The organism is Streptomyces sp. NBC_00252, from assembly GCF_036187565.1.
In the GTDB taxonomy this organism is placed as follows: domain Bacteria; phylum Actinomycetota; class Actinomycetes; order Streptomycetales; family Streptomycetaceae; genus Streptomyces.
The window spans coordinates 4,287,311-4,312,191 of record NZ_CP108087.1; the positions used below are offsets into that span (position 1 = coordinate 4,287,311).

Genomic DNA, 24,881 nt, shown 5'->3' on the forward strand with positions numbered 1-24,881 from the left:
CAGTAGCTCAAGTAGCTCCAGCTGGAGTCCTCGTCGTCCTGCCCCCCGTAGCCGCTCACGCGCTCACCTCGCGGCAGGCACGGTAGAAGTCCTTCCAGCCGTCACGCTCGCGGACGACCGCCTCCAGGTACTCCTGCCAGATGACGCGGTCGGCGGCCGGATCGCGGACGACGGCGCCGAGGATGCCCGCGGCGACATCGCTCGGGCGCAGCAGTCCGTCCCCGAAGTGGGCTGCCAGGGCCAGGCCGTTGGTGACGACGGAGATCGCCTCGGCCGTCGACAGCGTGCCGCTGGGCGACTTGAGCTTGGTGCGGCCGTCGGCGGTGATGCCGTCGCGCAGTTCGCGGAAGACGGTCACCACGCGGCGGATCTCGTCGACGCCCTCCGGCACGGCGGGCAGGTCGAGGGAGCGGCCGATCTGGTCGACGCGGCGGGCGACGATCTCGACCTCGGCGTCGGCGCTCTCCGGCAGTGGCAGCACCACCGTGTTGAACCGGCGGCGCAGCGCGCTGGAGAGGTCGTTGACCCCGCGGTCGCGGTCGTTGGCCGTGGCGATCAGGTTGAAGCCGCGGACGGCCTGCACCTCTCCGCCCAGCTCCGGTATCGGCAGCGTCTTCTCGGACAGGATCGTGATGAGCGAGTCCTGTACGTCGGCCGGGATACGGGTCAGCTCCTCGACGCGCGCGGTCATCCCCTCGGCCATGGCCCGCATGACGGGGCTGGGCACGAGGGCGGCGCGGCTCGGGCCGTTGGCGAGCAGCTGCGCGTAGTTCCAGCCGTAGCGGATCGCCTCCTCCGGGGTGCCGGCGGTGCCCTGCACGAGCAGGGTCGAGTCGCCGCTGACCGCCGCCGCGAGGTGCTCGGACACCCAGGTCTTCGCGGTGCCGGGCACGCCGAGCAGGAGCAGGGCGCGGTCGGTGGCGAGGGTGGTGACGGCGACCTCGACGATGCGGCGCGGGCCGACGTACTTCGGTGTGATCACCGTGCCGTCCGGCAGCGTGCCGCCGAGCAGATACGTGGCGACCGCCCACGGCGACATCTTCCAGCGGACCGGACGCGGCCGGTCGTCCTGCGCCGCCAGCGCGGCCAGTTCATCGGCGAAGGCGTCCTCGGCGTGCGGCCGCAACGCCTCGCTCGACGGCTTCTCGCTCGCCACCGCGGACGTGGACGGTGTGGGTTCTACGGACACAGTCATGGCTGAGGCCCCCTCCAGCTCGGCCGGTTCGGATCTGGTGTCCACCGTGCACCACGCCACTGACAACGCGATCCGACCTGCGAAAACACCGTCGCGGACCCCTGTCACAGCTCAGCCCGTCCACCGCTCGCGGACCGATTGTCAGTGGTGGGATCTACCTTCGACGACATGACTCAGCAGGGGGTGCGCTGGACGGCTGACCAGGTGCTGGCACTGGCGCCTGACGCAGCGTCACGCAAAGCGGGAAGCAAGCTCGGGGCGGCGGGGCCGTGGTCCGAGGCGGGGAGTTCTGACGAGGGGACGGTGTGGGGGCTGTGCAAGGGCAGTGGCAGCAAGCCGTATCAGACGGTCGTCGACATCGCGGACACCGCGGGTCCGGCGTACAAGTGCAGTTGTCCCAGCCGGAAGTTCCCGTGCAAGCACGCGCTGGGACTGCTGCTGCTCTGGGCCGGCGGGGACGGCGCGGTGCCGTCGTCGGGCCAGGCGCCGGACTGGGCCGAGGAGTGGCTCGCGGGGCGGCGGAAGCGGACGGAGGAGAAGCGGGCGGCGGGCGCGTCCGGTGCGCAGGCCGCCGCTGACCCGGAGGCCGCGCGGCGCAGGGCGGAGCGCCGGGCCGAGCGGATCAGCGCGGGCGCGGGCGAGCTGGAGCAGCGGCTGACGGACCTGCTGCGCACCGGCCTCGCCTCGGCGGAGCAGGGCGGGTACGCGCTGTGGGAGGAGACCGCGGCCCGCATGGTCGACGCGCAGGCCCCCGGACTGGCCGCGCGGGCAAGGGAGTTGGGGGCGATCCCGGCATCGGGCCCCGGCTGGCCCGTGCGACTGCTGGAGGAGTGCGCGCTGCTCCACCTCCTCGACCAGGCCTGGCTGCGCCGCGAGCGCCTGCCCGACGACCTGGCGGCGACGGTCCGCTCCCGCATCGGCCTCTCCGGCACGGCGGACGGCCCGCCGCTGCGCGACCACTGGCTGGTCCTCGCCCAGTACGACACGGTGGACCCGAAACTGACGACCCGAAGAATCTGGCTGCACGGCACGGAGTCGGACCGCACATCCCTCCTCCTCTCCTACGGCGCCGGTGGCCGCGCCCCCGAGCTGGCGCTGCCGATGGGGCTGGCCCTGGACGCGGAGATATCGGCGTTCCCGGGCGCGGGGCAGCTCCGGGCGGCCCTGGGCGAGCAGTTCGCGGCGCCCTCCTCTACGACGGCACGGCCGAGCGGGGTGTCGACGGCTCAGGCCGCCGCACGCTACGGAGAGGCGCTCCGCCACGACCCGTGGCTGGACGCGGTCCCGGTGACCCTGGACCGGGTCGTGCCCACCCCGGACGGCGACTCCTGGCAACTGGCCGACGTCGACGCGGACTTGGCGGTGCCGCTCACCCCGAGCGCCCGTGCCCGCCCCGGCCTGTGGCGGCTCGTCGCGCTCTCCGGGGGCGCCCCGGTGAAGGTCTTCGGCGAGCTGGGCCACCGAGGCTTCACCCCGCTGACGGCCTGGCCGGAGGGGGCGGGAGAGGCCGTGTCCCTGTGCTGAACCCCACCCCTCAGACACACCGACGGAAAGGCACCGCATGAACAGCACCTCCGCTCCGGCGCCCCCCGCGGGCGACTGGGAGGACCTCGTCACCACGGCCCTGCTCGGCACTGACCGCCGCACACCTCCGGGCCACGCCCCGGGCCAGGACGCACCCGTGACCCTCCTGGACGCGGCGGCCGTGGAGACCGTACGGCGGCGGGCCGGGCTGTGTCCGGCGCCGGCGGCACAGCGTCCGGAGCCCGCCGCGCCCGACGCGCGTCCGGCGCTGCCCGCCGCGGCGGCACGCAGGCTGGCGATGCTGCTGGCCGACCGTCCCGGCGCGGGCGGTGGCGGCCGTAGGGGCACCTCGCCGGATCTCATGGAGTTGCTGCCCCAGTGGCTGACGGCGGCCAACGCGCGGGGATTCGCCGCGCCGGTCCAGGCGTTGCCGGCGTTGCTGGACGCAGCGCGGGGGCGGACGGATCTGCGGCCTGCGGCGCTGGAGTTCGCGGGCCCGCGCGCGTTGTGGCTGGCCCGGCTGAACCCGGACTGGCGGTTCGCCCTGCGCGCCACCCCGGGCGGCGGTACCGCCCTGCCCGACCTCGACGCCCCGGACCAGGTCCAACAGCTGTGGCAGGAGGGCCTGTTCGCCGAGCGGGTCGCCCTGCTCGCGGCGATACGGGCGCAACAGCCCGCTGCCGCGCGCGAGTTGCTGGCCACGACGTGGACGACGGAGCGGGCCGAGGACCGGCTGATGTTCCTCGACTCGCTGCGGACGGGACTCGCGGCCGACGACGAGCCGTTCCTGGAGCAGGCGTTGGCCGACCGGAGCCGCAATGTGCGTGCCACGGCGGCCGAGTTGCTGTCGGCGCTGCCGGACTCGGCGCTCGCCGCGCGGATGGCGGTGCGGGCGTCGGCCTGCGTGGCCGTGGACCGGACGCGCGAGGTGCCTGGCCTGGTCGTCGAGGCGCCGCACGAGTGCGACTCGAGCATGGAGCGAGACGGTGTCGTGGCGAAGGCTCCGGCGGGACGAGGTGAACGCTCGTGGTGGTTCGGCCAGTTGGTGGAGGCGACGCCGCTCGGGACGTGGGAGCGCCGGCTCGGCGGTCGTACGCCCCAGGAGATCGTGGCCCTTCCGGTCGCGGACGACTGGCGGAGCGAACTGCACGCGGCCTGGTGCCGGGCGGCCGTACGGCAGCGGAACGCCGACTGGTCCCGGGCGCTGCTCGGGATGCCGTCCGCGCCCGAGGCGGGTGGGCCGGGGGCGGTGTCGCTGGCCGAGCGGGCGAAGCTGCTGAGCACGCTGGGCGGGGGCGAACGGGCGGACTGGGTGGCCGGGTTCATCGCCGCGCAGGGGCTGTCCGAGGCGTTCCAGCTGCTCGGGGTGTGTGCGGTGCCGTGGGCCGCGCCGCTGGGGCGGGCTGTCGTGGACGCGCTCAACATCGCGCGGGACGCGGGGAGTTATCCGTGGAGCTTCAGCGGGGTGATGGGGCTGGCCGAGCGGTGTCTCGATCCGGGCGAGGCGGGGCGGCTGGACGGGTTGCTCGCGGTGCCGGACGAGACGGAGGACGCGGCGCCGGGGGCGGGGAGTTACTGGGCGGAGGCGTTTCAGCGGCTGGTCACGACATTGCAGCTACGGGCTGCGATGGCGCGGGAGTTGGAGGCGCCGTAGAAGCTTGGGGGCTGCGCCCCCAAACCCCCCTTCGGCCTGAACGGCCTCGTCCTCGAACGCCGGACGGGCCGAAAACGTCACCGCGTTCCGGTGGTGGAGTCCTGTCGCACGTTCTCCCGCACCCAGTCCACGATGGCCTGTGTGGTCGCCCCGGGCGTGAAGATCTCCGCGACGCCCTTCTCCTTGAGGGGGGCGATGTCCGCCTCGGGGATGATGCCGCCGCCGAAGACGAGGATGTCCTCCGCCTCGCGCTGCCGCAGCAGGTCGATCACCGCGGCGAAGAGCGTGTTGTGGGCGCCGGAGAGGATGGAGAGGCCGATCGCGTCGGCGTCCTCCTGGATCGCGGTGTCGACGATCTGCTCGGGCGTCTGGTGGAGGCCGGTGTAGATGACCTCCATACCGGCGTCGCGCAGCGCCCGCGCGATCACCTTGGCCCCGCGATCGTGGCCGTCGAGTCCCGGCTTGGCGACCACCACGCGGATCGGACCGGCTGCCACACCCATCACTGCCTCCATGAAGCGACTGCGTTCATCCCTACCCACGGGTACCGCGGCACCCGCGTCATCGCGGGAAGTGAACGAACGTTATCTCCAGCATCCCGCAACCGGCAGTTTCGCGGCGGATACCGAGGGGGAAATCACACAATGGGACACGTTCACCGCGCGACGTTCCGGCGGGAACACGCGCACCGGGAGCCGCAACGAGGTCGCCGCACCACCGCGCCGCAGGCCGCGCGCCGTGGTGGTGCGGCGCATCGGCGCAGGCACGAAGGGCACGCAGGGCAGGTTCGGCACGACACCGGGAAGCCTCGTCGCCACCTCGGCAGGGTTCCCCGTCCGGTCGACGGCATCGGTTCCGCCGTACGCCGCGCTCACCCCACGCGCACCACTCGCGCACCGTCGGTGATCCTCGCCGTGGCCTCCCACGAGGGCACACGGGGGACGGAGCTGTCGTTCCGTGTGCCGACAGGAGGTCGGCCATGAAGGTCACCGGGGCCGCAGCGCCCGTTCTCCCCCTCTGTCAGCGCCTCCTGCCCGACAGGCTGGCGGGCCTCTCCATAACCCTCCTGAAAGCGACCGCCCTGGAGATCGTGATCCTCGCGGGCCACCTCCTCCTCTATCCCTCCGGCATCGTCCAGGAACGCCGGGAACCGCTGCCCGAGCCGCCGTCCCCGGAGGACGCGACCCAGCTGCCGACCGAGGCGAAGCCGCCGGTGGTGCTGCTGCACGGGTTCATCGACAACCGCTCGGTGTTCGTGCTGCTGCGCCGCTCCCTGGCCCAGCACGGCCACCGCCAGGTCGAGTCGCTGAACTACTCGCCCCTGACGCGTAAATAGCAGCAGGTCAGGGTGGGTGTGGGTAGGGCTGAGTGCCCGGTGGCCGTAAAAGGTCGCCGGGTGTCCGGGACTGCCGGTCAGACTGCGGTCTCCCGCGGGTTGAGGGTGACGGTGTATCCGAGCTGGTTGAGTGCGGTGATCGCGCGGCGGGTGGCCCGTTCGGGATCACGTTGGGTGAAGTAGGTGCCGCCGAGTTCCTGGTAGCCGACGTGATCGCTCAGCATGTGCCAGATCGCGGTGATGATCGAGTGCTCGACGGCGACCAGTGCCCTGAGCGGGCCGCGGCGTGCGGTCAGCCGTTTATAGCGGGCGGCGAGGTAGGTGTCCTTCGTTCTGACCGCGCCGAACGCGGCGAGGCCGAGGGCGCCTTTGAGGTAGGGGTTGCCGGGGCGGACCTTCGTGTTCTTGGTGCGTCCGGCGGATTCGTGGTGGCCGGGGCAGACTCCGGCCCAGGAAGCGAGGTGCTTGGCCGTCGCGAACCGGTTCATGTCGCCGCCGGTCTCCGCGATGATCACTTCGGCGACGGCCTGGTTGATGCCGGGGATGGTGTCGAGCAGGTCGAGGGCGCCACGAAAGGGGGCCATCGCCTCTTCGATGCGTCCGCTGAGCTGGTCGATCATCGTGGTGAGCTGGTCGTACTGGTCCAGGTGGAGGCGGGTCAGGAACGCGTGGTGTTCGCGGAAGCGTCCGGTCAGGGCCTCGGTGAGTTCAGGGATCTTGTTGCGGAGCCTGCGTTTGGCCAGGTCCGCGAGGGTCTGGGGGTCGCCTTCGCCGCGGATGAGGGCTTCGAGCATGGCCCGGCCGGAGACGCCCATGATGTCGGAGGCGACCGCGGAGAGTTTGATGCCGGTGTCCTCCAGCAGTTTCTCCAGCCGCTGGACCACACGGCTTCGTTCACGGGTGGCGGTGGTCCGGGCCCGGGTGAGGTCCCGTAGTTCGCGCACCGGCTCGGGCGGCACGAAGGAGGGCCTGACCAGGCCGTGGGCGCCGAGCTGGGCCAGCCAGGCCGCGTCGGAGACGTCCGTCTTGCGGCCGGGCAGGTTCTTGACCTGCCGGGCGTTGACCAGGATCACGTTCAGGCCCTCGGACAGCACGTAGTAGAACGGCTTCCAGTAGTCCGAGGTCGCCTCGATCACCACCAGCGTCACCCGTGCGGCAAGCAGATGGTCCCGCAGATCCAGGATCGCGTTCGTCGTCGATCCCCACGTCGTGGTCTCGGTCGTGAAGGACCCCCGCCGCTTCGAACTCGGGGTGCGGATGCAGACCTTGGCGTCCTTCTTGCTGATGTCGAGGCCGGCGCAGCGTTCGTGCAGCACGTCCACGGCCTTGCTCCCTCCCTGGCGGACGGACCCGTCGTACGCCGTTCCGGGAGGACCAGGGTGGATCAGGAATTCTGACGCACGTGCTTCACAGCAACACTCCACGGTTCCCGTGGACGGTCCCCAGTACCACGCTGACCTGCGAGCTCACCGGCATCACAGAGGCATCGGTTTCGGCCGGAACGAACCCCTCCAGCGTCCCGGACCGACATCAGCCCACGTCAGGGCAGACAGAAGCATCTCCGGCGCGCGCCACGGCATTTACCACGCCCCCGGCGCGCACCGAAGGTGCGCTGAGTCGCTGACCTGCGACATCCGCACCGCCGCGGAGCTGCTCGGCCGGCACATCGAGGAGATCTGCGAGCGCACGGGCAGCCGGGAGGTCGACATCGTCGGGCACAGCCTCGGCGGGCTGATCGCGCGCTACTACGTGCAGCGGCTCGGCGGCGACCTGCGGGTCCGCACGCTGGTGACGCTCGGCACCCCGCACTCGGGCACCGCCGTGGTCCCGCTGGCGAACGCGCACCCGATCGTCCGCCAGATGCGGCCCGGCTCGCCGGTGATCGAGGAGCTGTCCCGGCCCGCGCCCGGCTGCCGCACGCATTTCGTCAGTTTCTGGAGCGACCTCGACCACCTGATGGAGCCGCTGGAGACGGCCTGCGTCGACCACCCCGACCTGATCACCCAGAACGTCCAGGTGAGCGGTATCGGCCATCTCGCCCTTCCGGTCCACCCGGCCGTGGCGACGGGCATACGCCAGGCCCTCGACACCCCGCGTCCGGAAGCCCGGCCCGCGACCCGCGCGGGCGGCCTGACAGTGGCCTGACCGGAGACCGACAGCGGGCTCACAGCCCCGGGAAGATCGAACGATATTCGAACCCAAGGCCAAACCCGTGCCCGCCGTCCCCCGAAACACGGCCGAATGCCCGTTTCCTGCTGACGCGAAACCTGACGAAGATTGTCGTGCCCGCATACCGCCGGGTACAGTCCACCGCACTGCTCTGGCAGCCCCTGTTGTCGAGGCGAATAGAGAAGTTGGTGAACGATCGTCACCCGTCGGGGACCATGACCACCCCGGCTCCGGCTTCCGATGCCACCGCGGCGCACTACGCGTCGTACGGCGGGCAGGACGCCCAGTACGGTGACTTCACCACGTACGGCGACCACACCGCCACGGGTTTTCAGCAGAGCGCGACCGGCGGCCACGCCACCGCGAGCTTCGCGACCGACCCCCTCTTCGGCGACATGTCGGGCCACGCCCACGACACCGGATCGCACCACACCGGCGCCTACGACTCCTCCGCCTGGTCCACGGATGCCCAACACACCCTGAACTACGACCCGTACGCGGCCCAGCACCACGCCACGTACGACACGGGCGCCTACGAGACCACCGCCTGGTCGGCCGACTACCAGCAGCTGTCCGCCATCCCGCCGCAGACCGCCGGTCACGACGCGAGCGGCCAGTGGGACGCCAACGCCTGGCTCCAGCCCGACACTTCGGCCCATCACCCCGCCCCCGCCGACCAGACCCAGCAGTGGGAATGGGGCACGCAGGCCTTCGACACCGGCGCGTACGACGCCACGCAGTGGAACGCCGACGGCACCCCCGCCGAGGCCACCACCACCTTCGAACAGGCCTCCTACGACGGGACGTACGGCGGAGCGGGCGAGTCGTACGGCGAACCGGCCCCGGAGGACGGCGAGTTGACCGCCACCGGCGAGCTGCCCGCCCTCGACGACGCCGACCCGGACCACGACGGCGCCCAGCCGCACCACGAACTCCTCGAGGACGAGGAGGAGTTCACCCCGGCCCCGGAGACCGCCTCGCGCGCCGCGTCCCGCAACGGCAGCCGTTCCCGGCGCCGTACGCCCCCGAAGCGGTCCGCGCTGATGACCATCGCCGTACCGTCCGCGTGTGTGATGGGTGTCGCCGGGATCGCCGCCGCGTCCGTCGGCACGCTGACCGGGGGCGGTGACACCACGGCGTCCGCCTCCGAAGCGACCACGGTCCAGCCGTCCGTCGCGAACAACAAGCTGGACGCCCAGATCAAGAGCCTGTCGGCCGGTGCCGACGACTTCGCCGACCGGGCCAGCCGTACGCAGGAACGCATCGACCTCAAGGCGCAGCAGGAGGCCGACAAGAAGAAGGCGGCGGCGGAGGCGGCCCGCAAGGAGCGGCTGCGCCCCAAGTACGTGCTGCCGGTGACGCAGAGGGGCCTCAGCGCCTACTTCGGCCAGGCCGGCGTCAACTGGATGTCCGTGCACACGGGCATCGACTTCCCCGTCTCGTACGGCACGACGGTGATGGCCGCGACCGACGGCGTCGTCAGCACGAAGTGGAACAGCGCCTACGGCAACATGCTGATCCTCACCGAGAAGGACGGCACGCAGACCTGGTACTGCCACCTCTCCACCTACCGGGTCGCCTCCGGTACGACGGTGAAGGCCGGCGACCCGATCGCGTACTCCGGGAACTCGGGCAACTCCACCGGCCCGCACCTGCACTTCGAGGTGCGCCCGGCGGGCGGGGCGGCCATCGACCCGCTCCCGTGGCTCCGCAGCCACGGACTCGACCCGACGTAAGCCGCCGCCCCGGCTCCCTTACGGGCAGACCCCGTAAGGGCAACTCCCTTACGGGCTACAGCTTCTCCACCGGCGCGTACCGCAGCAGCAGCCGCTTCGGCTTCGGCTCCCCGAAGTCGACCGTCGCCTCCGCGTTCGCCCCCGTGCCCTTCACGCCGACCACCGTGCCGAGGCCGAACTGGTCGTGCGTGACCCGGTCGCCGACGGACAGCGCCACGACCGGCTTCTCCGAGGTGCGGCGGGTCGCGAAGCCCGAGGCGCCCGACGCCGACGAGCGCGAGCGGGACGAGGACAGCGAGGCCGCGATGCCCGAGGCCGGACCCGTCGACGGCGGGGCCGCCATGGCGCCGGTCCGCTTCCACTCCACGTGCGCCGCCGGGATCTCCTCCAGGAAGCGCGAGGGCGGGTTGTACGACGGCTGTCCCCAGGCGCTGCGCAGCGAGGAGCGGGTGAGGTAGAGGCGTTCCCGCGCGCGCGTGATGCCCACGTACGCGAGGCGCCGCTCCTCCTCCAGCTCCTTGGCCTGGCCGAGGGCGCGCATGTGCGGGAACACGCCGTCCTCCATGCCGGTGAGGAAGACGACCGGGAACTCGAGTCCCTTGGCGGTGTGCAGGGTCATCAGCGTGATGACTCCGGAGCCGTCCTCGTCCTCGTCGGGGATCTGGTCCGAGTCGGCGACCAGCGCCACCCGCTCCAGGAACGCGGCGAGCCCGACCGGCGTCTCGCTCTCCCCATCGCCCGAACTGTTCTCCTGCTCAAACTCCAGGGCTACGGCGGCCAGTTCCTGGAGGTTCTCGATGCGGGTCTCGTCCTGGGGGTCGGTCGAGGCCTGCAACTCGGCGAGGTAGCCGGTGCGTTCGAGGATGGCCTCAAGGACCGTCGCCGGGCCCGCCCCGGAGTCGACGATCGTCCGCAGGTCCTCCATCAGCGTGTTGAACTTCTTGACCGCGTTCGTCGACCGCGCGGCCATGCCGTACGCCTCGTCGACGCGCTTCAACGCCTGCGGGAAGCTGATCTTCTCGCGCTGCGAGAGGGCGTCGATCATCGCCTCGGCGCGCTCGCCGATGCCGCGCTTGGGGACGTTGAGGATGCGGCGCAGCGGGACCGCGTCCTCCGGGTTGGCCAGCACGCGGAGGTAGGCCAGGACGTCCCTGACCTCCTTGCGCTCGTAGAAGCGGACCCCGCCGACGACCTTGTAGGGCAGGCCGACGCGGATGAAGATCTCCTCGAAGACACGGGACTGCGCGTTCGTCCGGTAGAAGACGGCGACGTCCCCGGCCTTCGCGTCACCCGCGTCGGTGAGACGGTCTATCTCCTCGGCGACGAACTGCGCCTCGTCGTGCTCGGTGTCGGCGACATAGCCGGTGATCTGCGCGCCCGCGCCCGCGTTGGTCCACAGGTTCTTGGGGCGGCGGGACTCGTTGCGCTCGATGACCGCGTTGGCCGCGCTCAGGATCGTCTGCGTGGAGCGGTAGTTCTGCTCCAGGAGGATCGTCGTCGCGTTCGGGTAGTCCTCCTCGAACTGGAGGATGTTGCGGATCGTCGCGCCCCGGAAGGCGTAGATCGACTGGTCGGCGTCACCCACGACGCACAACTCGGCCGGGGGCAGGTCGTGTTCGCTGGGCGGGGTGTCCTCGTCGTGCGCGGCGGTGCCGACGAGTTCCCGTACGAGCGCGTACTGCGCGTGGTTGGTGTCCTGGTACTCGTCGACCATGACGTGCCGGAAGCGGCGGCGGTAGTGCTCGGCGACGTCCGGGAAGGCGCGCAGCAGGTTGACCGTCGTCATGATCAGGTCGTCGAAGTCGAGGGCGTTGGCCTCGCGCAGCCGCGACTGGTACATGGCGTAGGCCTGGGCGAGGGTCTTCTCGAAGCCGTCGGTGGCCTGGGCGGCGAAGTCCTCCTCGTCGATCAGCTCGTTCTTCAGGTTCGAGATCTTGGCGCTGAAGGACTTCGGGGGGAACTTCTTCGGGTCGATGTCCAGGTCGCGGCAGACCAGGGCCATCAGGCGCTTGGAGTCGGCGGCGTCGTAGATCGAGAACGAGGACGTGAAGCCGAGCTTCTTCGACTCGCGGCGCAGGATGCGCACGCACGCGCTGTGGAAGGTCATCACCCACATCGCGTTGGCACGCGGGCCGACGAGCTGCTCGACGCGCTCCTTCATCTCGCCCGCGGCCTTGTTGGTGAAGGTGATCGCGAGGATCTGCCCGGGGTGCACATTGCGCTCGCCCAGGAGGTAGGCGATGCGGTGGGTGAGCACGCGGGTCTTGCCGGAGCCTGCGCCGGCCACGATGAGCAGCGGGGTGTCCGAGTGGACGACGGCCGCGCGCTGGTTCTCGTTCAGCCCGTCCAGGAGGGCCGCCGGGTCCACCACCGGGCGGGGGGCGCCGTCCCGGTAGTGGGCGTCCCTGCTCGCGGGCACGTCGAACTTCCCGCCGAACAGGTCGTCCGGAATCGGCTCAGGGCCGTGCTCGTCCTCGGGCGGGGGCGGGGGCTCTCCCTCGTGGGCACGGGGGCCCTGGAGATCCGCCAGGAAGCTGTCGTCAAAGAGGCTGCTCATCGCCTTCCGAGTTTAGGGCGCCCCACTGACAACCGGCCGCCACCCCGAGAACTCGGGAAAATTCACGGACCAGAACCGCTCGATCACGATCAGCGACGACCGATCCCGCGCATGGCCAAGGTCACGGGCGCGTACCGGGCATAACGAACATCGACCTTCACACGAGCCACACATATTGGTTAGCGTTCGATCAAGCCGCACGACCCCGCCGACCTGGGGCGCGTCGGTCCAACTCCCTTTCCGGGCACGGACCGTGGGTCAGTCGCGGCCCGACAGGACAGCAACGGCCCTTCGGGCACCATCTGGAAGGGGTCGCCTCCCTTGGCGTCGTCGCACCGCAAGCCGCGTTCCACGGGCAAGCGCATCGCAGGCAACCCGGGCCTCGGAGAGGTCGAGAAGAAGGTCGACGACCTCTACCGGCGGGCGGAGTCGGCGACCGAGAAGTACAACGCGACCAGGGAGCGCGCGGCCAGGCCGCGCAAGCGCGTCGACAGCATCCTGGACGACGTGACAGGGCGCGCGCAGCGGCCCAACTCCGCGCGGGAGTGGCTGGGTTCGTTCACCGCCGCGCAGTACCGCACCGGGGCCTCCGCGCCGGACGCCTCCGCCTCCCGGCTCGCGGACATCCCGCCGGACTACTTCGAGCAGACCCAGCTGATGAACCGGCTGGCCATGCGCCGGAGGAACGCGGGTGACGCGGGTGACGCCGGTGACGCCGGTGACGCCGGTGACGCGTACGCCACCGGACCGTCGGCGACCGGGAGCCCTGCGGTCCCCGCCGACACGCACAGCGACCTGGGGACGGCCAAGGTCGCCGTCCAGAAGAAGCTCGCCACCGCACGCGAGCTGCTGGCGCACCTGACCGCGCAGAAGCAGCAGGCCGCGCCCCAGACGGACCCGGCGACGGGCATCCCTTCCGACGCCTCCAACGCCACGAAGGCCGCCAAGGCCGTCGCCTTCGCCCGCGCCCAGGTCGGCAAGCCCTACGTCTGGGGTGCCACCGGCCCCGGCTCCTACGACTGCTCCGGCCTCACCCAGGCCGCCTGGAGAGCCACCGGAGTCACCCTCCCGCGCGCGACCACCGACCAGGCCGACGCCGGCACCACGGTCCCCCTGGCCGACGCACAACCCGGTGACCTGGTCTTCTTCCACGACTTCCACGACGACATCAGCCATGTCGGTGTCTACGCGGGCGACGGCATGATGATTCACGCCCCGAAGCCCGGCGCCTACGTCCGCGAGGAGTCGGTCCACCACGACGCCACGGCGGTCATCCACAGCGTGGTGCGGCCCGCCTGAGCGGGTTCTCGGCACGCACACGCGCGTGCAGGTGTTTTTGAGCTCCACGCGCGCGTGGCCCGTCGTCGGCACCGGGACCGCTCCCTAGCATCGGCCCATGTCCGCTACCGGTATGTCCCGCTTCCGCGCCTGGTGGTCCCAGCGGCCCGCGGCGGCCGGAACCGCCGTGATGGCCGCCGCGATCGTGTCGATCGGCCTGCACCTCATCGGCCACGAGACGCTGTCCCGCATCGTCCTCGCCCTGGCCTGCGCCGCCTGGCTGGCCCTGGCCGCGGACTTCGTCGTACGACTGCTGCGGGACCGCCAGCGGTGGCTCGCGGAGGCGGAGACACCGGCCGGGCTGACCGCCGTGGCCGCGACCACCGTCATCGGCACCCGCTTCTCGGCGGCCGGCTGGCAGACCCTCGCGGAGGCGCTGCTGGCCCTGGCCTCGGTGCTGTGGCCGGGGCTGCTCGTCGATGTCGTACGGCACTGGAAGCGCCGGATGGCGGGCGCGGTGTTCCTCGTCTGCGTGGCCACACAGGGCCTCGCCGTACTTGGCGCCTCGCTCGCGGCGGCGGAGTCGGTGGCCTGGCTCGCGCACACCGCGCTGGTGCTGTTCTGGCTCGGACTGGTCCTCTACGGGGTCGCCCTGGGCCACTTCGACGTACGGCAGGTGGTGACGGGCGCCGGGGACCACTGGGTGGTGGGCGGCGCGCTGGCGATCTCGACGCTGGCCGGGTCGAAGCTGGTCGCGGCGGGCAACGGGGGGCTGTACCTGTGGAACTCCGACGACCGGGGCGTCCTGCGCGCCGTGACGGAGGCCCTGCTGGTGCTCGTCATGGCCTGGTACGTCGTCCTGGCGGTCGCGGAGGTGGTCCGGCCCCGGCTGCGCTACGACGTGCGGCGCTGGGCGACCGTGTTCCCCCTGGGGATGACGGCGGTGGCCGTGCTCTCCGTGGGGACGGCCCTGGGTTTCTCGTGGCTCAGGACGCCCGGGGAGGTGCTCGTGTGGATCGCGGTGGCGGGCTGGCTGGTGGTCGCGGTCGGGGCGGTGCGGTTCTACGCGGGGCCCGAGGGGCAGGTCACGTCCACAGGACCGCGATGAAGACGTTCACCATCGTCAGGCCGCCGACCAGCGCGAACTGGCCCTTGTCGACCGTCTCCTCGTCCCGCTTCACATAGACGAGCCCGAGGATCACGACCAGCAGCGCGAGCTTGATGCCGATCTTGATGTTGTTGACGTGCTGGTCGTCGGCCTGGTTGAGGCCGACGAGGATCGCGCCGGTGACCAGCATGGTCAGCGCGCCGTGCAGCATGCCGGGGACGAAGCGGGCGGTGCCCTGGCCCATCGCCTTCATCTGGGTGAGGAAACCGCCGAGCAGCGCGGCGATGCCGATGATGTGCAGGCCGACGAAGAGATGGATGAGTACGTCCATGGGTCCGGAGCCTAATCAGGGGCCCTGAGGCCGGCCGACACCGCCCCTGCGTAGCGCCTCTCGAGCCGCTTCCCGTGCTGCCTCCTGAGCCACTTCCCAAGCTGCCTCCCGAGCCACTTCCCGAGCTACTTGGCGGCCGTCGCATATATGCGGCCCATAGCACCGTGCCGCACCGCCCCACGCCGGAACCGCCAGGTCGGTCAGCGCGCCGCGTGAAGGCGGCGACCCCGGACCGCGATCACAGTCATCCATGGTCAATGCGCGGTCACCTCCTGTCAGTTCCGGACATGCGTTACCGGGCCGTCACCGTCAGGTTTAGCGTCCTCCACCAGGTGACCGGCTCCCCACCGCCGCCCGGACCAGGGGCGGCAGCCGGACACCACCGCCGAAAAGGTCCGGCGGCGGCCCCGCTCCCCCTGTGCGGGCCGCCGCCGGACGCGCAATCGCCCGCTCCCCCGGCGGTCGTACGAAAGGACGTGCAGTCCACGTGGCAGCGCACCGCAAGCTCCGACAGCGCTCGCTCAGCGGCAATACGGCCCGCACCGCCGTCACCATCGCCCTCGCGGGCGCGGCGACGGCGACAGCCTTCGACGGGACCTCGAACGCCGAGCCACAGCTGACACCGACGCAGGTCAAGGCCAAGGTGGACAAGCTGTACCAGGAGGCGGAGGTCGCGACCGAGAAGTACGACGGCGCGAAGGAGAAGGCGGACGCGGCGGAGAAGAAGCTGAACACCCTGCGGGACGAGGCGGCACGCAAGACGGAGAAGCTCAACTCGGCCCGGGAATCACTGGGTTATGTCGCCGCCGCGCAGTACCGCAGCGGCGGGATCGACCCCGCGGTGCAGCTCATGCTCTCGAGCGACCCCGAACGCTATCTGGACGGCGCCGAGTTCGCCGACCGGGTCGGCCACCGGCAGACGGCGGCCGTGGAACTCGTACGCCAACAGCTGCGCGAGATCGAGCAGTTGCGCGGTGCCGCGCACATCGAGCTGACCTCGCTGAAGTCGCGGCAGGCCGAGCTGAAGAAGCAGAAGACCACGATCAACGGCAAGCTCGACCAGGCCCGCCGCCTGCTCTCCCGCCTGACCCCGCAGCAACAGGCCCGGGTCACCGACCCCACGCCCGCCCACCGCGCGTCCCGCTCGTCCACGACGGCCCGGAGCGCACTGGCCGCCCCCGGTGCCTCCTCGGCCGCTGCCGACGCCCCCAACTCCCGCGCCGCGGCGGCCGTTTCCTACGCCTACCAGAAGCTCGGCAGCCCCTATGTCTGGGGCGCCACGGGCCCCCACGCCTTCGACTGCTCGGGCCTCGTCCAGGCCGCCTACAACTCCGCCGGCGTCTCCCTGCCCCGCACGACCTACGCCCAGATCAACGCCGGGCAGCGCGTCTCACGCTCCGAACTGCGCCCCGGCGACCTGGTGTTCTTCTACTCCGGCATCAGTCACGTCGGCATCTACGTCGGTGACGGCCAGATGATCCACGCCCCGAACCCGACGGCTCCGGTGCGGCTGGCGCCCATCGACGAGATGCCGTTCGCGGGGGCGACCCGGGTGGTGTGAATCCCCGGGTGAACTCCCTTACGGGTCACACCAGTCGCCGTGCCGTCGCCCACCGGGTCAGCTCATGCCGGTTGGACAGCTGGAGCTTGCGCAGCACCGCCGAGACATGGGACTCGACCGTCTTCACCGAGATGAACAGCTGCTTGGCGATCTCCTTGTACGCGTACCCACGCGCGATGAGGCGGAGCACCTCGCGCTCGCGCTGGGTGAGGCGGTCGAGGTCCTCGTCGACCGGCGGGGCGTCGGTCGACGCGAAGGCGTCGAGGACGAAGCCGGCCAGCCTCGGGGAGAAGACGGCGTCGCCCTCCTGGACCCGGAAGATGGAGTTGACGAGGTCCGTGCCGGTGATCGTCTTGGTGACGTAGCCGCGCGCACCGCCGCGGATCACGCCGATCACGTCCTCCGCCGCGTCCGACACGGACAGGGCGAGGAAGCGGACGGGCTGCTCGGCGTCGCTCATCAACGGGGCGCAGCGGCGCAGGACTTCGACCCCGCCGCCGCCCGGGAGGTGGACATCGAGGAGGACCACCTCGGGGCGGGTCGCGGTGATCACCGTGACCGCCTGGTCGACGTCCGCGGCCTCGCCGACCACCTCGACACCGGTCTCGTCGGTCCGGCCGATCTCGGCTTGGACCCCCGTACGGAACATGCGGTGGTCGTCGACGAGGACCACCCGCACGTGACGCCCGCCCGCGCTCCCGCCGGTCGGCTCCGCCGGTTCGTTCGTCTCGGTCGTGTCGCTCATGACGTCTTCTCCGCCCTCTCCATCTCCAGCTCGACCTCGGTGCCGCCGTCCGGCACCGCGCGCAGACGTGCCGTACCGCCGTGGCGCTCCATACGGCCGATGATCGATTCTCTGACGCCCATGCGGTCCGCGGGTATCGAGTCGAGGTCGAAGCCCGGTCCGCGGTCACGGACGGACACGAAGACCTTCTTCCCCTCCACCTCGGCGTAGACCTGCACGGCGCCGCCCTCGCCACCGTACTTGGCCGCGTTGACCATCGCTTCGCGCGCGGCCTGCATCTGGGCGCCGATTCTCTCGTCGAGCGGGCAGTCGCCGACCACGACGACCTCGATGGGAACACCGTGCTTGTCCTCGACCTCGGCCGCGCTGCGGCGGACCGCCTCGGCGAGGGTGTCGGGTTCGTCGGCCTCGTCCTTGCCGGTGCCCTCCGGTTTGTACAGCCAGGCGCGCAGGTCGCGCTCCTGGGCGCGGGCCAGGCGGCGCACCTCGCTCGGGCTGTCGGCGTTGCGCTGGATCAGGGTCAGGGTGTGCAGCACGGAGTCGTGGACATGGGCGGCGACCTCGGCGCGCTCCTGGGCTCGGATGCGCATCAGGCGCTCCTCGGAGAGGTCCTGGGTCATCCGCACGAGATACGGGCCGGCCAGCAGTGTGATGCCGACGAGGACCGCGAGGGCGGCCTGGAGGACCGAGCCGAGGTGGTCGGCGGAACCCTGCAGCACGAAGATCGCGGTGGCACCGGCGGTGACCAGCAGGACGCCGCCGCCCGCGCGCAGCAGGCTGAGCGTGCGGCGGCGGCTGCCGACCTCGGCCCAGCGGGCACGGCGGGCGTTGTCCGCCTGGCGCCAGACGAGGGCGACGCCCGCGCCGACGAGGACGGTCGGGAAGAGGTAGGCCTTCGCGCCGTTGCCCAGATTCACGTTGCCGACGAAGACCAGGGCCACGACGACCATGAGGAGAAGGGCGACGATCTGGCCCTTGTCGGGCTTTCGGGCGACGAGTCTGCGGCGGCCGTCCGGCGAGGTCTCGGTGGAGACGAGCGACGGGGGCCGCTGGCCGGCGACACCGCCGACGCCGAGCGGCACGAAGAACCAGAACGACGCGTACAACAGCGCGCCGAGTCCGTCCGCGAGGAACAGCCCGACGAACACCAGCCGCACCCAGATCACCGGCAGGCCGAGATGCCCGGCGAGCCCCCGCGCCACTCCGCCGAGCCAGCGACCGTCACTGCTGCGGTAGAGCTTGCGCGGCGGCCGCGGGTCCTCGACTGGCAATGCTGCGGCTTCCGGCATGCCACCGATGTTCACACGCCCCGCCGTTCAGGGCATCAGGGTCGACCCCCGAGACTCCCCTGATCTTCGAATCGGACGGGCCGCGCTCTCGAAATCGGCGTGCGGCGAGCGGCTTTCGCGGGGTCGGGGGCGCTGTCGAACACTCCCCCGGTCCGGGTCAGGGCGGATCTCAGGGTTCGGCCAGGGTTGTCCCGACTGCCATCGGCGGCTCGCGGCGGGCAGCATGGACGCATGACAGATCACGAGCACGCCGCGACGGGTCCGGGACCCGGCTCCGGCCCGGTCCCGGAAGCGGGCGGCGGGCCGCGGGACGCCGTGCCCGGCGAGGGCGCCGCGGCTCCGCACCGCTTCCGGCGGGACCGGCGGTCCAAGGTGCTCGCGGGGGTGTGCGCGGGGCTCGGGCGGCAGTGCGACATGGACCCGGTGATCTTCCGGATCACCCTCGCGGTGCTCTCCGCGACGGGCGGCATCGGCCTCATCTTCTACGGCTTCGCCTGGCTCTTCGTCCCGTACGACGACGAGGAGGAGAACGAGGTCCGCAAGCTCTTCACCGGCCGCGTCGACGGCCAGGCCCTGGCGGCCGTGCTGTTCGCGCTGGTGGGCTGCGGTGTGTTCCTGTCGATGCTGAGCAACGCAAGTGTGCTGACGTTCGCCGTCGTCCTCTCCCTCCTGCTGGCGGGCGCGGGGTACTGGTCGCAGCAGCGCGGTGCCCCCGACCCCGACCCGCTGGCCGCGCAGGCCGTCGCCGACGCCCCGCCGGAGGCCCAGGCACCGCCGGTGGTCACTTCCTATCCCTCCTGGTGGCGGGATCCGATCGTCAAGGACGGCACCCACGTCGGCGGCACCGGTTATCTGTGGGGTCCCGGCGACTCCCGCGACGGTGACATCGAGGACGTGATCGACGCCAGACTCTCCCCTGCGTACCCGCACTGGCGCGAGGACCAGCGCATCGCGCGCCCGGCGCCCCCGAAGCCGCGCGGGCCGCGCTGGATCGGCGGCTGGATCTTCCTCCTCGCGCTCGCCGCGGGCGCCGTCGGCACCGCCGCGAAGTGGGACGACCAGGCACTCGGCACCAGCCTGCAGGCGGGCCTCGCCTGTGCGCTCGTGGTGTTCGGTCTGGGGATCGCGGTCAGCGCGTTCCTCGGGCGGACGGGGGCGGGCTCGGTGTTCCTCGCGATCGTCACGGCCGGCCTGCTCGCCGCCTCGGCGGCCCTGCCCAAGGACCTCACCACGCACTGGGAGCGCGTGATATGGCAGCCGACGGCGGTGTCGCAGGTCCAGGAGAAGTACGACTTGGGGAACGGGGTGGGGACGCTCGACCTGACCGGCCTGCGCCTGGCCGAGGGACAGACGGTCGCGACGGACGCGGAGGTCGGCGTCGGGCAGCTCAAGGTGATCGTCCCGTCGGACGCGACGGTGAAGCTGAATGTGGACGTGGGCGTCGGGGACATCCAGTTGCCCGGTGACGACAAGAAGGACGTGGACGTGGAGCCGGGCAAGCACCAGCAGGTCACCCTGACCCCGGCGACGGGCGTCAAGAGCACCGGCACGCTGACCCTGGACCTCCATGTCGGCGTCGGACAGGCGGAGGTCAGCCGTGCTGCGTCATGAGTTCCAGCCCGGAAAGCTGGTCGCCGGCCTCTTCCTCGCCGCCGCGGGCGTGGTCTACGCCGGGGATGCGGGCGGCCTGTGGGTGACCGAGTGGTTCGCGGTGATCCCGCTGGTCACGGTCGGCCTGGTCCTGGCCGGAGTGGCGGCGGGCATCAACGGCGCGGTCCGCAGACGCCGAGGGGCCGGCCGCGGTAACACGGCCGACCCGGGTCCGAACATATCCGGCTGACGGCGGCGCTACCTCCGTCGGCTCGACCCTCGGGAACTACGAGACCTACTGGAACTACCGGAACTACCGGTAGCCCCCGCTGCGTTGCCTCCGCCTGCCGCGGATCACCGCGTCCAGCGAGAACATGGAGGCGCCCGCGAGGACGAGGGGCAGCCAGGCCATCAGGTAGGCGAGGTCGTTGCCGTAGTAGTAGGGGTCGTTGGCCCAGCTGATGGTCAGCCACAGGCTGAGCGAGATCAGTGCGCCGCCGAGTGCGGCGAGCCGGGCCAGCAGGCCGATCAACGTGCCGATGCCGACGGCGAGTTCACCGAAGGCGATGGCGTAGCCGAAGCCGACGGGGCTCTTCAGGGCCAGGTCGACCAGGGCCGGGATCGCCGACGAGTCGCGGACCGCGCGCATCGTCTCGCCGATCGAGCCGGCGCCGGAGGACTTCATGAAGGCGCTGTCGGTGAGTTTGTCCAGGCCGGCGTAGATGAAGGTGACGCCGAGGAAGACGCGCAGTGGGAGCAGTGCGTATCGGGTGGCGGTGTCCCGCCAGCTCCGGTCGCCGTCGAGGTAGGGGGTTTGCGTATCCATTCGAGTGCCGTGAGTCATCGCCCTTAGCCGCCTCTCGCCCGCTGTGCCGTGACCCCTCAACAGACCATACGTACGAATAGGGGGACCCGCTCAATGATTCTTCAACTAGTTTTCGCGCCCTTGGCACGGCTCCTGCGGCGGGCGGCCCGTCGGGGGTGTCAGTCCGTGACGTCGACGACGCAGGCGTTGGTCTCCACACCCGCGGCCGTCACGACCTGCACCTCCACGCGGCCGGGTTCGACGTCGGCCGGGACCGGGACGGTGAGGAGGGTGTCCGTCGGGTTGGAGAAGCCGCCGGTGACCGGGACCAGGGGGACGTGGACGTTGACGGGGCCGATGCGGACGACCATGCGGGAGAGGCGGTCGGCGGTCTGGGCGCCCGGGGGCACGAAGCCGGCGCCGCGGATCTCGATGTCGTCGCCGGTGCGGATGGGGGCGTCCAGGTCGCCGGCCTCGCGGGAGCGCACCACGGAGAGGATGACCGGGCGCCCGCCCTCGGCGTACTTACCCGCCAGGTACGTCGCCGCCGAGATCAGCACCACGACCGCCAACCCCCAGGGCAGGTCCGGCAGTTGGTCGGGGCGGCGGGCCAGGCGGACGGCGACGAAGACGAGGGCGACGGCGCTGATCGCGACGTACTGGATGTCGGCGAACGTGCCGCGGCCCGCGTCGTCGGTGAGGAGGTCGGCCGCGCGGGGGCGGTCCGCGGGGAGCTTCTGGAGGCGCTGGCCCAGCACCCGCAGGCCGACGACGCGGCGGACGAGGACGGCGATCGCGCAGACCACGGCGAGGACGGTCACCACACCGGCGGCGCGGGCGAGTTCGAGGCCGGAGATGAGGGCGTCGCGTTCGGCGTGGTCGGAGGCGGCGGCGAGGCGCCCGGCCAGGACCAGTACGGCGTACACCACGAACAGCACCCAGGACACGGCCACGGCACGGGAGGTCGACAGCCGGTTGTCCTCACCGATGACCGGTGCCAGTGCCCCGCCGCGCGCCCGGTGGAACCAGGAGGCCGCGGTCAGCGCACCGGCGACCACGAGCGCGGCGAGCAGCCCGGCCGTGCGGGCCGCCGTCCAGCCCGCGCCGATCGCGGTGAGCGCCTGCACCAGGAGCAGGACGACGAATGCGCCCCACACCGCGAAGGCCGTGCGGTGCCAGAGCCGGGCCAGCCAGGCGCCGCCCTCGGCGCGACCGCGTTCGGCGACGACGTCGGCGGACTGGGTCAGTTCGTCCGAGACCCACTGCCGGGAGGCGGACGCCGAGTGCGCCACCGCCGCCGGCAGCCCCTCCCCGGCGGCGAACCCGTCCCGCTTGACGAGGAACGCGGCGACCGCGCGCCGGTGCCCCTCGCGTGCTCCGTGCGGGCAGTCCCCGCAGGTGCAGCCGCCTCCGTGGACACCGGCGTGCTCGCCGCCCTGTCTCGCCTCCTGCACCGCCACGCCCGACGCCTGCCTTCCCCATGCCCCGCGGCCCGCGACCCCGGGCCCTCATGTTCGGCGGCCGGCTCCGAAGCCTTTGGCCACCGCCTTGCAACTCCCGTACGACAACAGCGGATTGTGCCCTACGGGACACGGCCCGCGTCCGGCAGGTCTGGTCAGCGCGGGTGAAGTGACGGCCGCCGTGTTGACCCGGCTGCGAGAATTTCCCTATGGCCGAGATCATCCAGCGCGACGGGACCTGGGCCTTCGACGGCACAACGGTCCGGATCACGCCGGGACTTCACCGCTCCGTGCCGCTGTTCCGGCAGACGTACGGGGAGATCACCGTGCCCCTCGAAGCCGTCGCGGGCGTCGTCTACGAACCCGAACGCCGACGTGGCCGCCTGCGGTTGAGGCTGCGCGAGGGTGCCGACCCGCTGCTCCAGGCGACCGGGGGACGGCTGCCGGACGCGGCGGATCCCTACCGGCTGCTGGTGGACATCGACCGGTCCGGGGTCGCCGAGTACGTGGCGGAGGAGATCCGGCACGCGCTGCTCCTCGACCAGATCCCCAAGGACCCGACGAAGGCGTATCTGCTGCCCGGCCCGCCGGTTCCGGTGTCGGTGCGGTCGTCGGACGGCACGGTGTCCTTCGACGGCGCGCAGGTGCGGATCGACTGGGCCGACACCTCGGAGCGCGTCAAGCGGGCGACCGGGCCGCGGATCGTCGCCGTGGGCGATCTGGTGCAGGTGGAGTGGCTGCCCAACACCGGTTACGAGGACGGGTTCATGCGGTTCGTGACCCACGAGACCGTGTTCTCGAAGCTGCCGCCGGAGAAGGACCCGTACGCCCTGGATCTGTGGGGCAGCACCCGCCGGGATCTGCTCACCGCGCTGGTCGCGACGGCGGTGACCTCGCGGCTGCCGCATCCGTCGGCGCGCGGCGAGGGCGAGGGCGACGGCGACGGCGGGTTCAGGGACCGTCCGCCGCGGGCGGCCCGCGTCCCGCCGCCGACCGACCATCACGACGTACTCCTGCGCAGGTTGCGGGAGTTGGGGGAGCTGCACCGCGAAGGGGTGCTCACGGACGAGGAGTTCACGATGACCAAGGCGGCGGTGCTGCGGGGTTTCCGGTAAGGGTCTCAGCTGAGGAGGTCGGGTTCGCTGCGGCTGATGTCCTGCCACAGGGGCTGGTAGTTGATCCATGCGACGAGGTCGCCGCCGGTCTGTTCGCGGGTGGCGACGGCGAGCTTGTGGTCGATGAGGAGGGGGCGGCCGGCGGCTTTGGCGAGGAGCTGGACCTGGGAGGAGCGTTCCATGGACAGGAACCACCAGGCGGCCGCGTCCACCGAGTCGCCCACGGTGAGCAGTCCGTGGTTGCGCAGCACGAGCGCCTTGCGGGAGCCGAGCCCGGCGGCGATCCGCTTGCCCTCCTCGGCGTCGACGGAGACCCCGCTGTAGGCGTCGTAGAGCGCGTGGTCCTCGTAGAAGGCGCAGCTCTCCTGGCTGATCGGGTCGAGGAAGTCGCCGAGGGCGGAGAGCGCGCGGCCGTGCACGGAGTGGCAGTGGGCGACCGCTACGACATCCGGGCGGGCGGCGTGGACCTGGGAGTGCACGGTGAACGCGGCCTGGTTCACGTGGTGGCGGCCCTGGAGCACCTGGCCGTCCGAGTTGGACAGCACCAGATCGCTGACGGTGACGTGCCGGAAGGGCATCCCGAAGGGGTTGACCCAGAAGCAGTCGGTGAACTCGGGGTCGCGCGCGGTGATGTGCCCCGAGACCCCGTCCTCGAAGCCGAGCCGGCCGAACAGGCGCAGGGCGCCCGCGAGGCGTTCCTTGCGGTGCCGGCGTTCGTCCTCGACCGACTCGTGCATCGGCGGCATGGCGAACTGCAGCCGGTCGGTGGGCAGGGGGGAGGGCGGCGTCGGCCCGTGCATCGGTCCTCCAGCACTGGGTTCCTTGTTACCGGCGGAAGTTACCGTCGGTGAGGCGAAAAGGGCAGTGGTGTTCTGTAAAGATGCGGCACCAAGCGTGCCGGGCGGCCCCTAATCCGGACAGTGGATGTCGGGTATCGGCGGGACAGTGACCGTATGACATCGAACTGGGCCGTATTCGTCGCCGCCGAACCCGAACTCGCCGCGACCGTGGAGAAGCGCTTCGGGGCCTTCACGCACCACACCCTCGCGACCCTGCGCAAGGACGGGTCGCCGCGGACGAGCGGGCTCGAAGTGCGTTTCCTGGACGGGGAGTTGTGGTTCGGGATGATGCCCGACTCGCTGAAGGCGCTGGATCTGCGGCGGGATCCGCGGTTCGCGCTCCAGGCGAATCCGGGGCCGGGGACGGAGCTGGGCGGCGGGGACGTACGGATCGGCGGGCGGGCGGTGGAGGTCACCGACCCCGGGGTGAAGGGGGCGTACATGAAAGAGGTGGAACCGCCGGAGCCGTTCCACCTCTTCCGCACCGAGGTGACGGAGGTCGTGCGGACCTACGTCGAGGACGAGACGTATCTCGTCACTCAGGTCTGGCATCCCGGAGCGCCGGTGCGCACACTCCGGAGGCGGTGAC

The 24,881-nt window shown here is 71.5% G+C and carries 21 protein-coding genes and 1 pseudogene; 12 read left to right on the forward strand and 10 right to left on the reverse strand.

Annotation, left to right across the window (positions count from 1 at the left end):
* Positions 1-55 precede the first annotated feature (55 nt).
* Positions 56-1,195 (reverse strand): ATP-binding protein, encoded by a 1,140-nt coding sequence (locus OHT77_RS18560; protein WP_266771677.1) that lies wholly within the window; start codon positions 1,193-1,195, stop codon positions 56-58.
* A gap of 168 nt (positions 1,196-1,363) precedes the next feature.
* Here OHT77_RS18560 and OHT77_RS18565 point away from each other — a divergent pair, with 168 nt between their 5' ends.
* Both OHT77_RS18565 and OHT77_RS18570 read left to right on the forward strand, forming a co-directional pair.
* Positions 1,364-2,719: an SWIM zinc finger family protein gene (locus OHT77_RS18565; protein WP_328829610.1), complete on the forward strand. Its 1,356-nt coding sequence runs from the start codon at positions 1,364-1,366 to the stop codon at positions 2,717-2,719.
* A gap of 37 nt (positions 2,720-2,756) precedes the next feature.
* Positions 2,757-4,373 (forward strand): DUF5691 domain-containing protein, encoded by a 1,617-nt coding sequence (locus tag OHT77_RS18570; RefSeq protein ID WP_328829611.1) that lies wholly within the window; start codon positions 2,757-2,759, stop codon positions 4,371-4,373.
* A gap of 77 nt (positions 4,374-4,450) precedes the next feature.
* Here the strand turns inward: OHT77_RS18570 and OHT77_RS18575 are convergent, their stop codons facing one another.
* Complete coding sequence (locus OHT77_RS18575; protein WP_266771671.1) at positions 4,451-4,876, reverse strand: cobalamin B12-binding domain-containing protein; 426 nt, start codon at positions 4,874-4,876, stop codon at positions 4,451-4,453.
* Positions 4,877-5,352: 476 nt separating this feature from the next.
* Here OHT77_RS18575 and OHT77_RS18580 point away from each other — a divergent pair.
* Positions 5,353-5,700, forward strand: a pseudogene (locus OHT77_RS18580) (lipase); the annotation flags it as partial.
* An 86-nt stretch (positions 5,701-5,786) separates the two neighbouring features.
* Here the strand turns inward: OHT77_RS18580 and OHT77_RS18585 are convergent.
* Entirely contained in the window at positions 5,787-7,031 is a 1,245-nt protein-coding gene (locus OHT77_RS18585) for an IS110 family transposase (protein ID WP_328828914.1), read from the reverse strand.
* Positions 7,032-7,140: 109 nt separating this feature from the next.
* Between OHT77_RS18585 and OHT77_RS18590 the strand changes: the two genes are divergently transcribed.
* Both OHT77_RS18590 and OHT77_RS18595 read left to right on the forward strand, forming a co-directional pair.
* Entirely contained in the window at positions 7,141-7,854 is a 714-nt protein-coding gene (locus OHT77_RS18590; protein WP_328829612.1) for a lipase family alpha/beta hydrolase, read from the forward strand.
* Between the two features lie 239 nt (positions 7,855-8,093).
* Positions 8,094-9,614: a M23 family metallopeptidase gene (locus tag OHT77_RS18595; RefSeq protein ID WP_328834274.1), complete on the forward strand. Its 1,521-nt coding sequence runs from the start codon at positions 8,094-8,096 to the stop codon at positions 9,612-9,614.
* A 55-nt stretch (positions 9,615-9,669) separates the two neighbouring features.
* Here the strand turns inward: OHT77_RS18595 and pcrA are convergent, their stop codons facing one another.
* The gene (gene pcrA / locus OHT77_RS18600; protein WP_328829613.1) at positions 9,670-12,171 is read right to left on the reverse strand and encodes a DNA helicase PcrA; all 2,502 of its coding nucleotides are present in this window, start codon (positions 12,169-12,171) and stop codon (positions 9,670-9,672) included.
* Between the two features lie 321 nt (positions 12,172-12,492).
* Here pcrA and OHT77_RS18605 point away from each other — a divergent pair, with 321 nt between their 5' ends.
* Positions 12,493-13,470, forward strand: coding sequence for a C40 family peptidase (locus OHT77_RS18605; protein WP_328829614.1), 978 nt, complete (start codon positions 12,493-12,495; stop codon positions 13,468-13,470).
* 97 nt (positions 13,471-13,567) lie between these two features.
* Positions 13,568-14,557 (forward strand): tellurite resistance/C4-dicarboxylate transporter family protein, encoded by a 990-nt coding sequence (locus tag OHT77_RS18610; RefSeq protein WP_328829616.1) that lies wholly within the window; start codon positions 13,568-13,570, stop codon positions 14,555-14,557.
* Here the strand turns inward: OHT77_RS18610 and OHT77_RS18615 are convergent.
* The gene (locus tag OHT77_RS18615; protein WP_328829617.1) at positions 14,535-14,888 is read right to left on the reverse strand and encodes a hypothetical protein; all 354 of its coding nucleotides are present in this window, start codon (positions 14,886-14,888) and stop codon (positions 14,535-14,537) included. The genes OHT77_RS18610 and OHT77_RS18615 overlap by 23 nt on opposite strands.
* Positions 14,889-15,375: 487 nt before the next feature.
* Between OHT77_RS18615 and OHT77_RS18620 the strand changes: the two genes are divergently transcribed.
* The gene (locus OHT77_RS18620; protein ID WP_328829618.1) at positions 15,376-16,449 is read left to right on the forward strand and encodes a C40 family peptidase; all 1,074 of its coding nucleotides are present in this window, start codon (positions 15,376-15,378) and stop codon (positions 16,447-16,449) included.
* A 25-nt stretch (positions 16,450-16,474) separates the two neighbouring features.
* Here the strand turns inward: OHT77_RS18620 and OHT77_RS18625 are convergent, their stop codons facing one another.
* On the reverse strand, positions 16,475-17,194 hold the full coding sequence (locus OHT77_RS18625) for a LuxR C-terminal-related transcriptional regulator (RefSeq protein ID WP_266771658.1): 720 nt from the start codon (positions 17,192-17,194) through the stop codon (positions 16,475-16,477).
* The gene (locus tag OHT77_RS18630; RefSeq protein WP_266771656.1) at positions 17,191-18,483 is read right to left on the reverse strand and encodes an ATP-binding protein; all 1,293 of its coding nucleotides are present in this window, start codon (positions 18,481-18,483) and stop codon (positions 17,191-17,193) included. The genes OHT77_RS18625 and OHT77_RS18630 overlap by 4 nt, the downstream gene beginning before the upstream one ends.
* Positions 18,484-18,714: 231 nt before the next feature.
* On the opposite strand from OHT77_RS18630, the gene OHT77_RS18635 reads away from it, so the two are divergent.
* Complete coding sequence (locus OHT77_RS18635; protein ID WP_328829619.1) at positions 18,715-20,094, forward strand: PspC domain-containing protein; 1,380 nt, start codon at positions 18,715-18,717, stop codon at positions 20,092-20,094.
* Positions 20,081-20,323 (forward strand): hypothetical protein, encoded by a 243-nt coding sequence (locus OHT77_RS18640; protein WP_328829620.1) that lies wholly within the window; start codon positions 20,081-20,083, stop codon positions 20,321-20,323. Before OHT77_RS18635 ends, OHT77_RS18640 begins: the two co-directional genes overlap by 14 nt.
* Before the next feature lie 63 nt (positions 20,324-20,386).
* Here the strand turns inward: OHT77_RS18640 and OHT77_RS18645 are convergent, their stop codons facing one another.
* Complete coding sequence (locus OHT77_RS18645; protein ID WP_328829622.1) at positions 20,387-20,917, reverse strand: DoxX family protein; 531 nt, start codon at positions 20,915-20,917, stop codon at positions 20,387-20,389.
* A 140-nt stretch (positions 20,918-21,057) separates the two neighbouring features.
* Entirely contained in the window at positions 21,058-22,338 is a 1,281-nt protein-coding gene (locus tag OHT77_RS18650; RefSeq protein ID WP_328829623.1) for a hypothetical protein, read from the reverse strand.
* A 209-nt stretch (positions 22,339-22,547) separates the two neighbouring features.
* Between OHT77_RS18650 and OHT77_RS18655 the strand changes: the two genes are divergently transcribed.
* On the forward strand, positions 22,548-23,453 hold the full coding sequence (locus OHT77_RS18655; protein ID WP_328829624.1) for a DUF4429 domain-containing protein: 906 nt from the start codon (positions 22,548-22,550) through the stop codon (positions 23,451-23,453).
* A 5-nt stretch (positions 23,454-23,458) separates the two neighbouring features.
* Here the strand turns inward: OHT77_RS18655 and OHT77_RS18660 are convergent, their stop codons facing one another.
* On the reverse strand, positions 23,459-24,253 hold the full coding sequence (locus OHT77_RS18660; RefSeq protein WP_266771648.1) for a class II aldolase/adducin family protein: 795 nt from the start codon (positions 24,251-24,253) through the stop codon (positions 23,459-23,461).
* Positions 24,254-24,406: 153 nt separating this feature from the next.
* Here OHT77_RS18660 and OHT77_RS18665 point away from each other — a divergent pair, with 153 nt between their 5' ends.
* Complete coding sequence (locus OHT77_RS18665) at positions 24,407-24,880, forward strand: pyridoxamine 5'-phosphate oxidase family protein (RefSeq protein WP_328829625.1); 474 nt, start codon at positions 24,407-24,409, stop codon at positions 24,878-24,880.
* The last annotated feature ends 1 nt before the right edge of the window (position 24,881 follow it).

What these genes read in the sequence shown, in the direction of transcription:
- OHT77_RS18560 (WP_266771677.1), bottom strand. Translation starts at nt 1,195, where the DNA reads ATGACTGTGTCCGTAGAACCCACACCGTCCACGTCCGCGGTGGCGAGC.
- OHT77_RS18565 (WP_328829610.1), top strand. Translation starts at nt 1,364, where the DNA reads ATGACTCAGCAGGGGGTGCGCTGGACGGCTGACCAGGTGCTGGCACTG.
- OHT77_RS18570 (WP_328829611.1), top strand. Translation starts at nt 2,757, where the DNA reads ATGAACAGCACCTCCGCTCCGGCGCCCCCCGCGGGCGACTGGGAGGAC.
- OHT77_RS18575 (WP_266771671.1), bottom strand. Translation starts at nt 4,876, where the DNA reads ATGGGTGTGGCAGCCGGTCCGATCCGCGTGGTGGTCGCCAAGCCGGGA.
- OHT77_RS18595 (WP_328834274.1), top strand. Translation starts at nt 8,094, where the DNA reads ATGACCACCCCGGCTCCGGCTTCCGATGCCACCGCGGCGCACTACGCG.
- pcrA (WP_328829613.1), bottom strand. Translation starts at nt 12,171, where the DNA reads ATGAGCAGCCTCTTTGACGACAGCTTCCTGGCGGATCTCCAGGGCCCC.
- OHT77_RS18610 (WP_328829616.1), top strand. Translation starts at nt 13,568, where the DNA reads ATGTCCGCTACCGGTATGTCCCGCTTCCGCGCCTGGTGGTCCCAGCGG.
- OHT77_RS18615 (WP_328829617.1), bottom strand. Translation starts at nt 14,888, where the DNA reads ATGGACGTACTCATCCATCTCTTCGTCGGCCTGCACATCATCGGCATC.
- OHT77_RS18625 (WP_266771658.1), bottom strand. Translation starts at nt 17,194, where the DNA reads ATGAGCGACACGACCGAGACGAACGAACCGGCGGAGCCGACCGGCGGG.
- OHT77_RS18630 (WP_266771656.1), bottom strand. Translation starts at nt 18,483, where the DNA reads ATGCCGGAAGCCGCAGCATTGCCAGTCGAGGACCCGCGGCCGCCGCGC.
- OHT77_RS18635 (WP_328829619.1), top strand. Translation starts at nt 18,715, where the DNA reads ATGACAGATCACGAGCACGCCGCGACGGGTCCGGGACCCGGCTCCGGC.
- OHT77_RS18645 (WP_328829622.1), bottom strand. Translation starts at nt 20,917, where the DNA reads ATGACTCACGGCACTCGAATGGATACGCAAACCCCCTACCTCGACGGC.
- OHT77_RS18655 (WP_328829624.1), top strand. Translation starts at nt 22,548, where the DNA reads ATGGCCGAGATCATCCAGCGCGACGGGACCTGGGCCTTCGACGGCACA.
- OHT77_RS18660 (WP_266771648.1), bottom strand. Translation starts at nt 24,253, where the DNA reads ATGCACGGGCCGACGCCGCCCTCCCCCCTGCCCACCGACCGGCTGCAG.
- OHT77_RS18665 (WP_328829625.1), top strand. Translation starts at nt 24,407, where the DNA reads ATGACATCGAACTGGGCCGTATTCGTCGCCGCCGAACCCGAACTCGCC.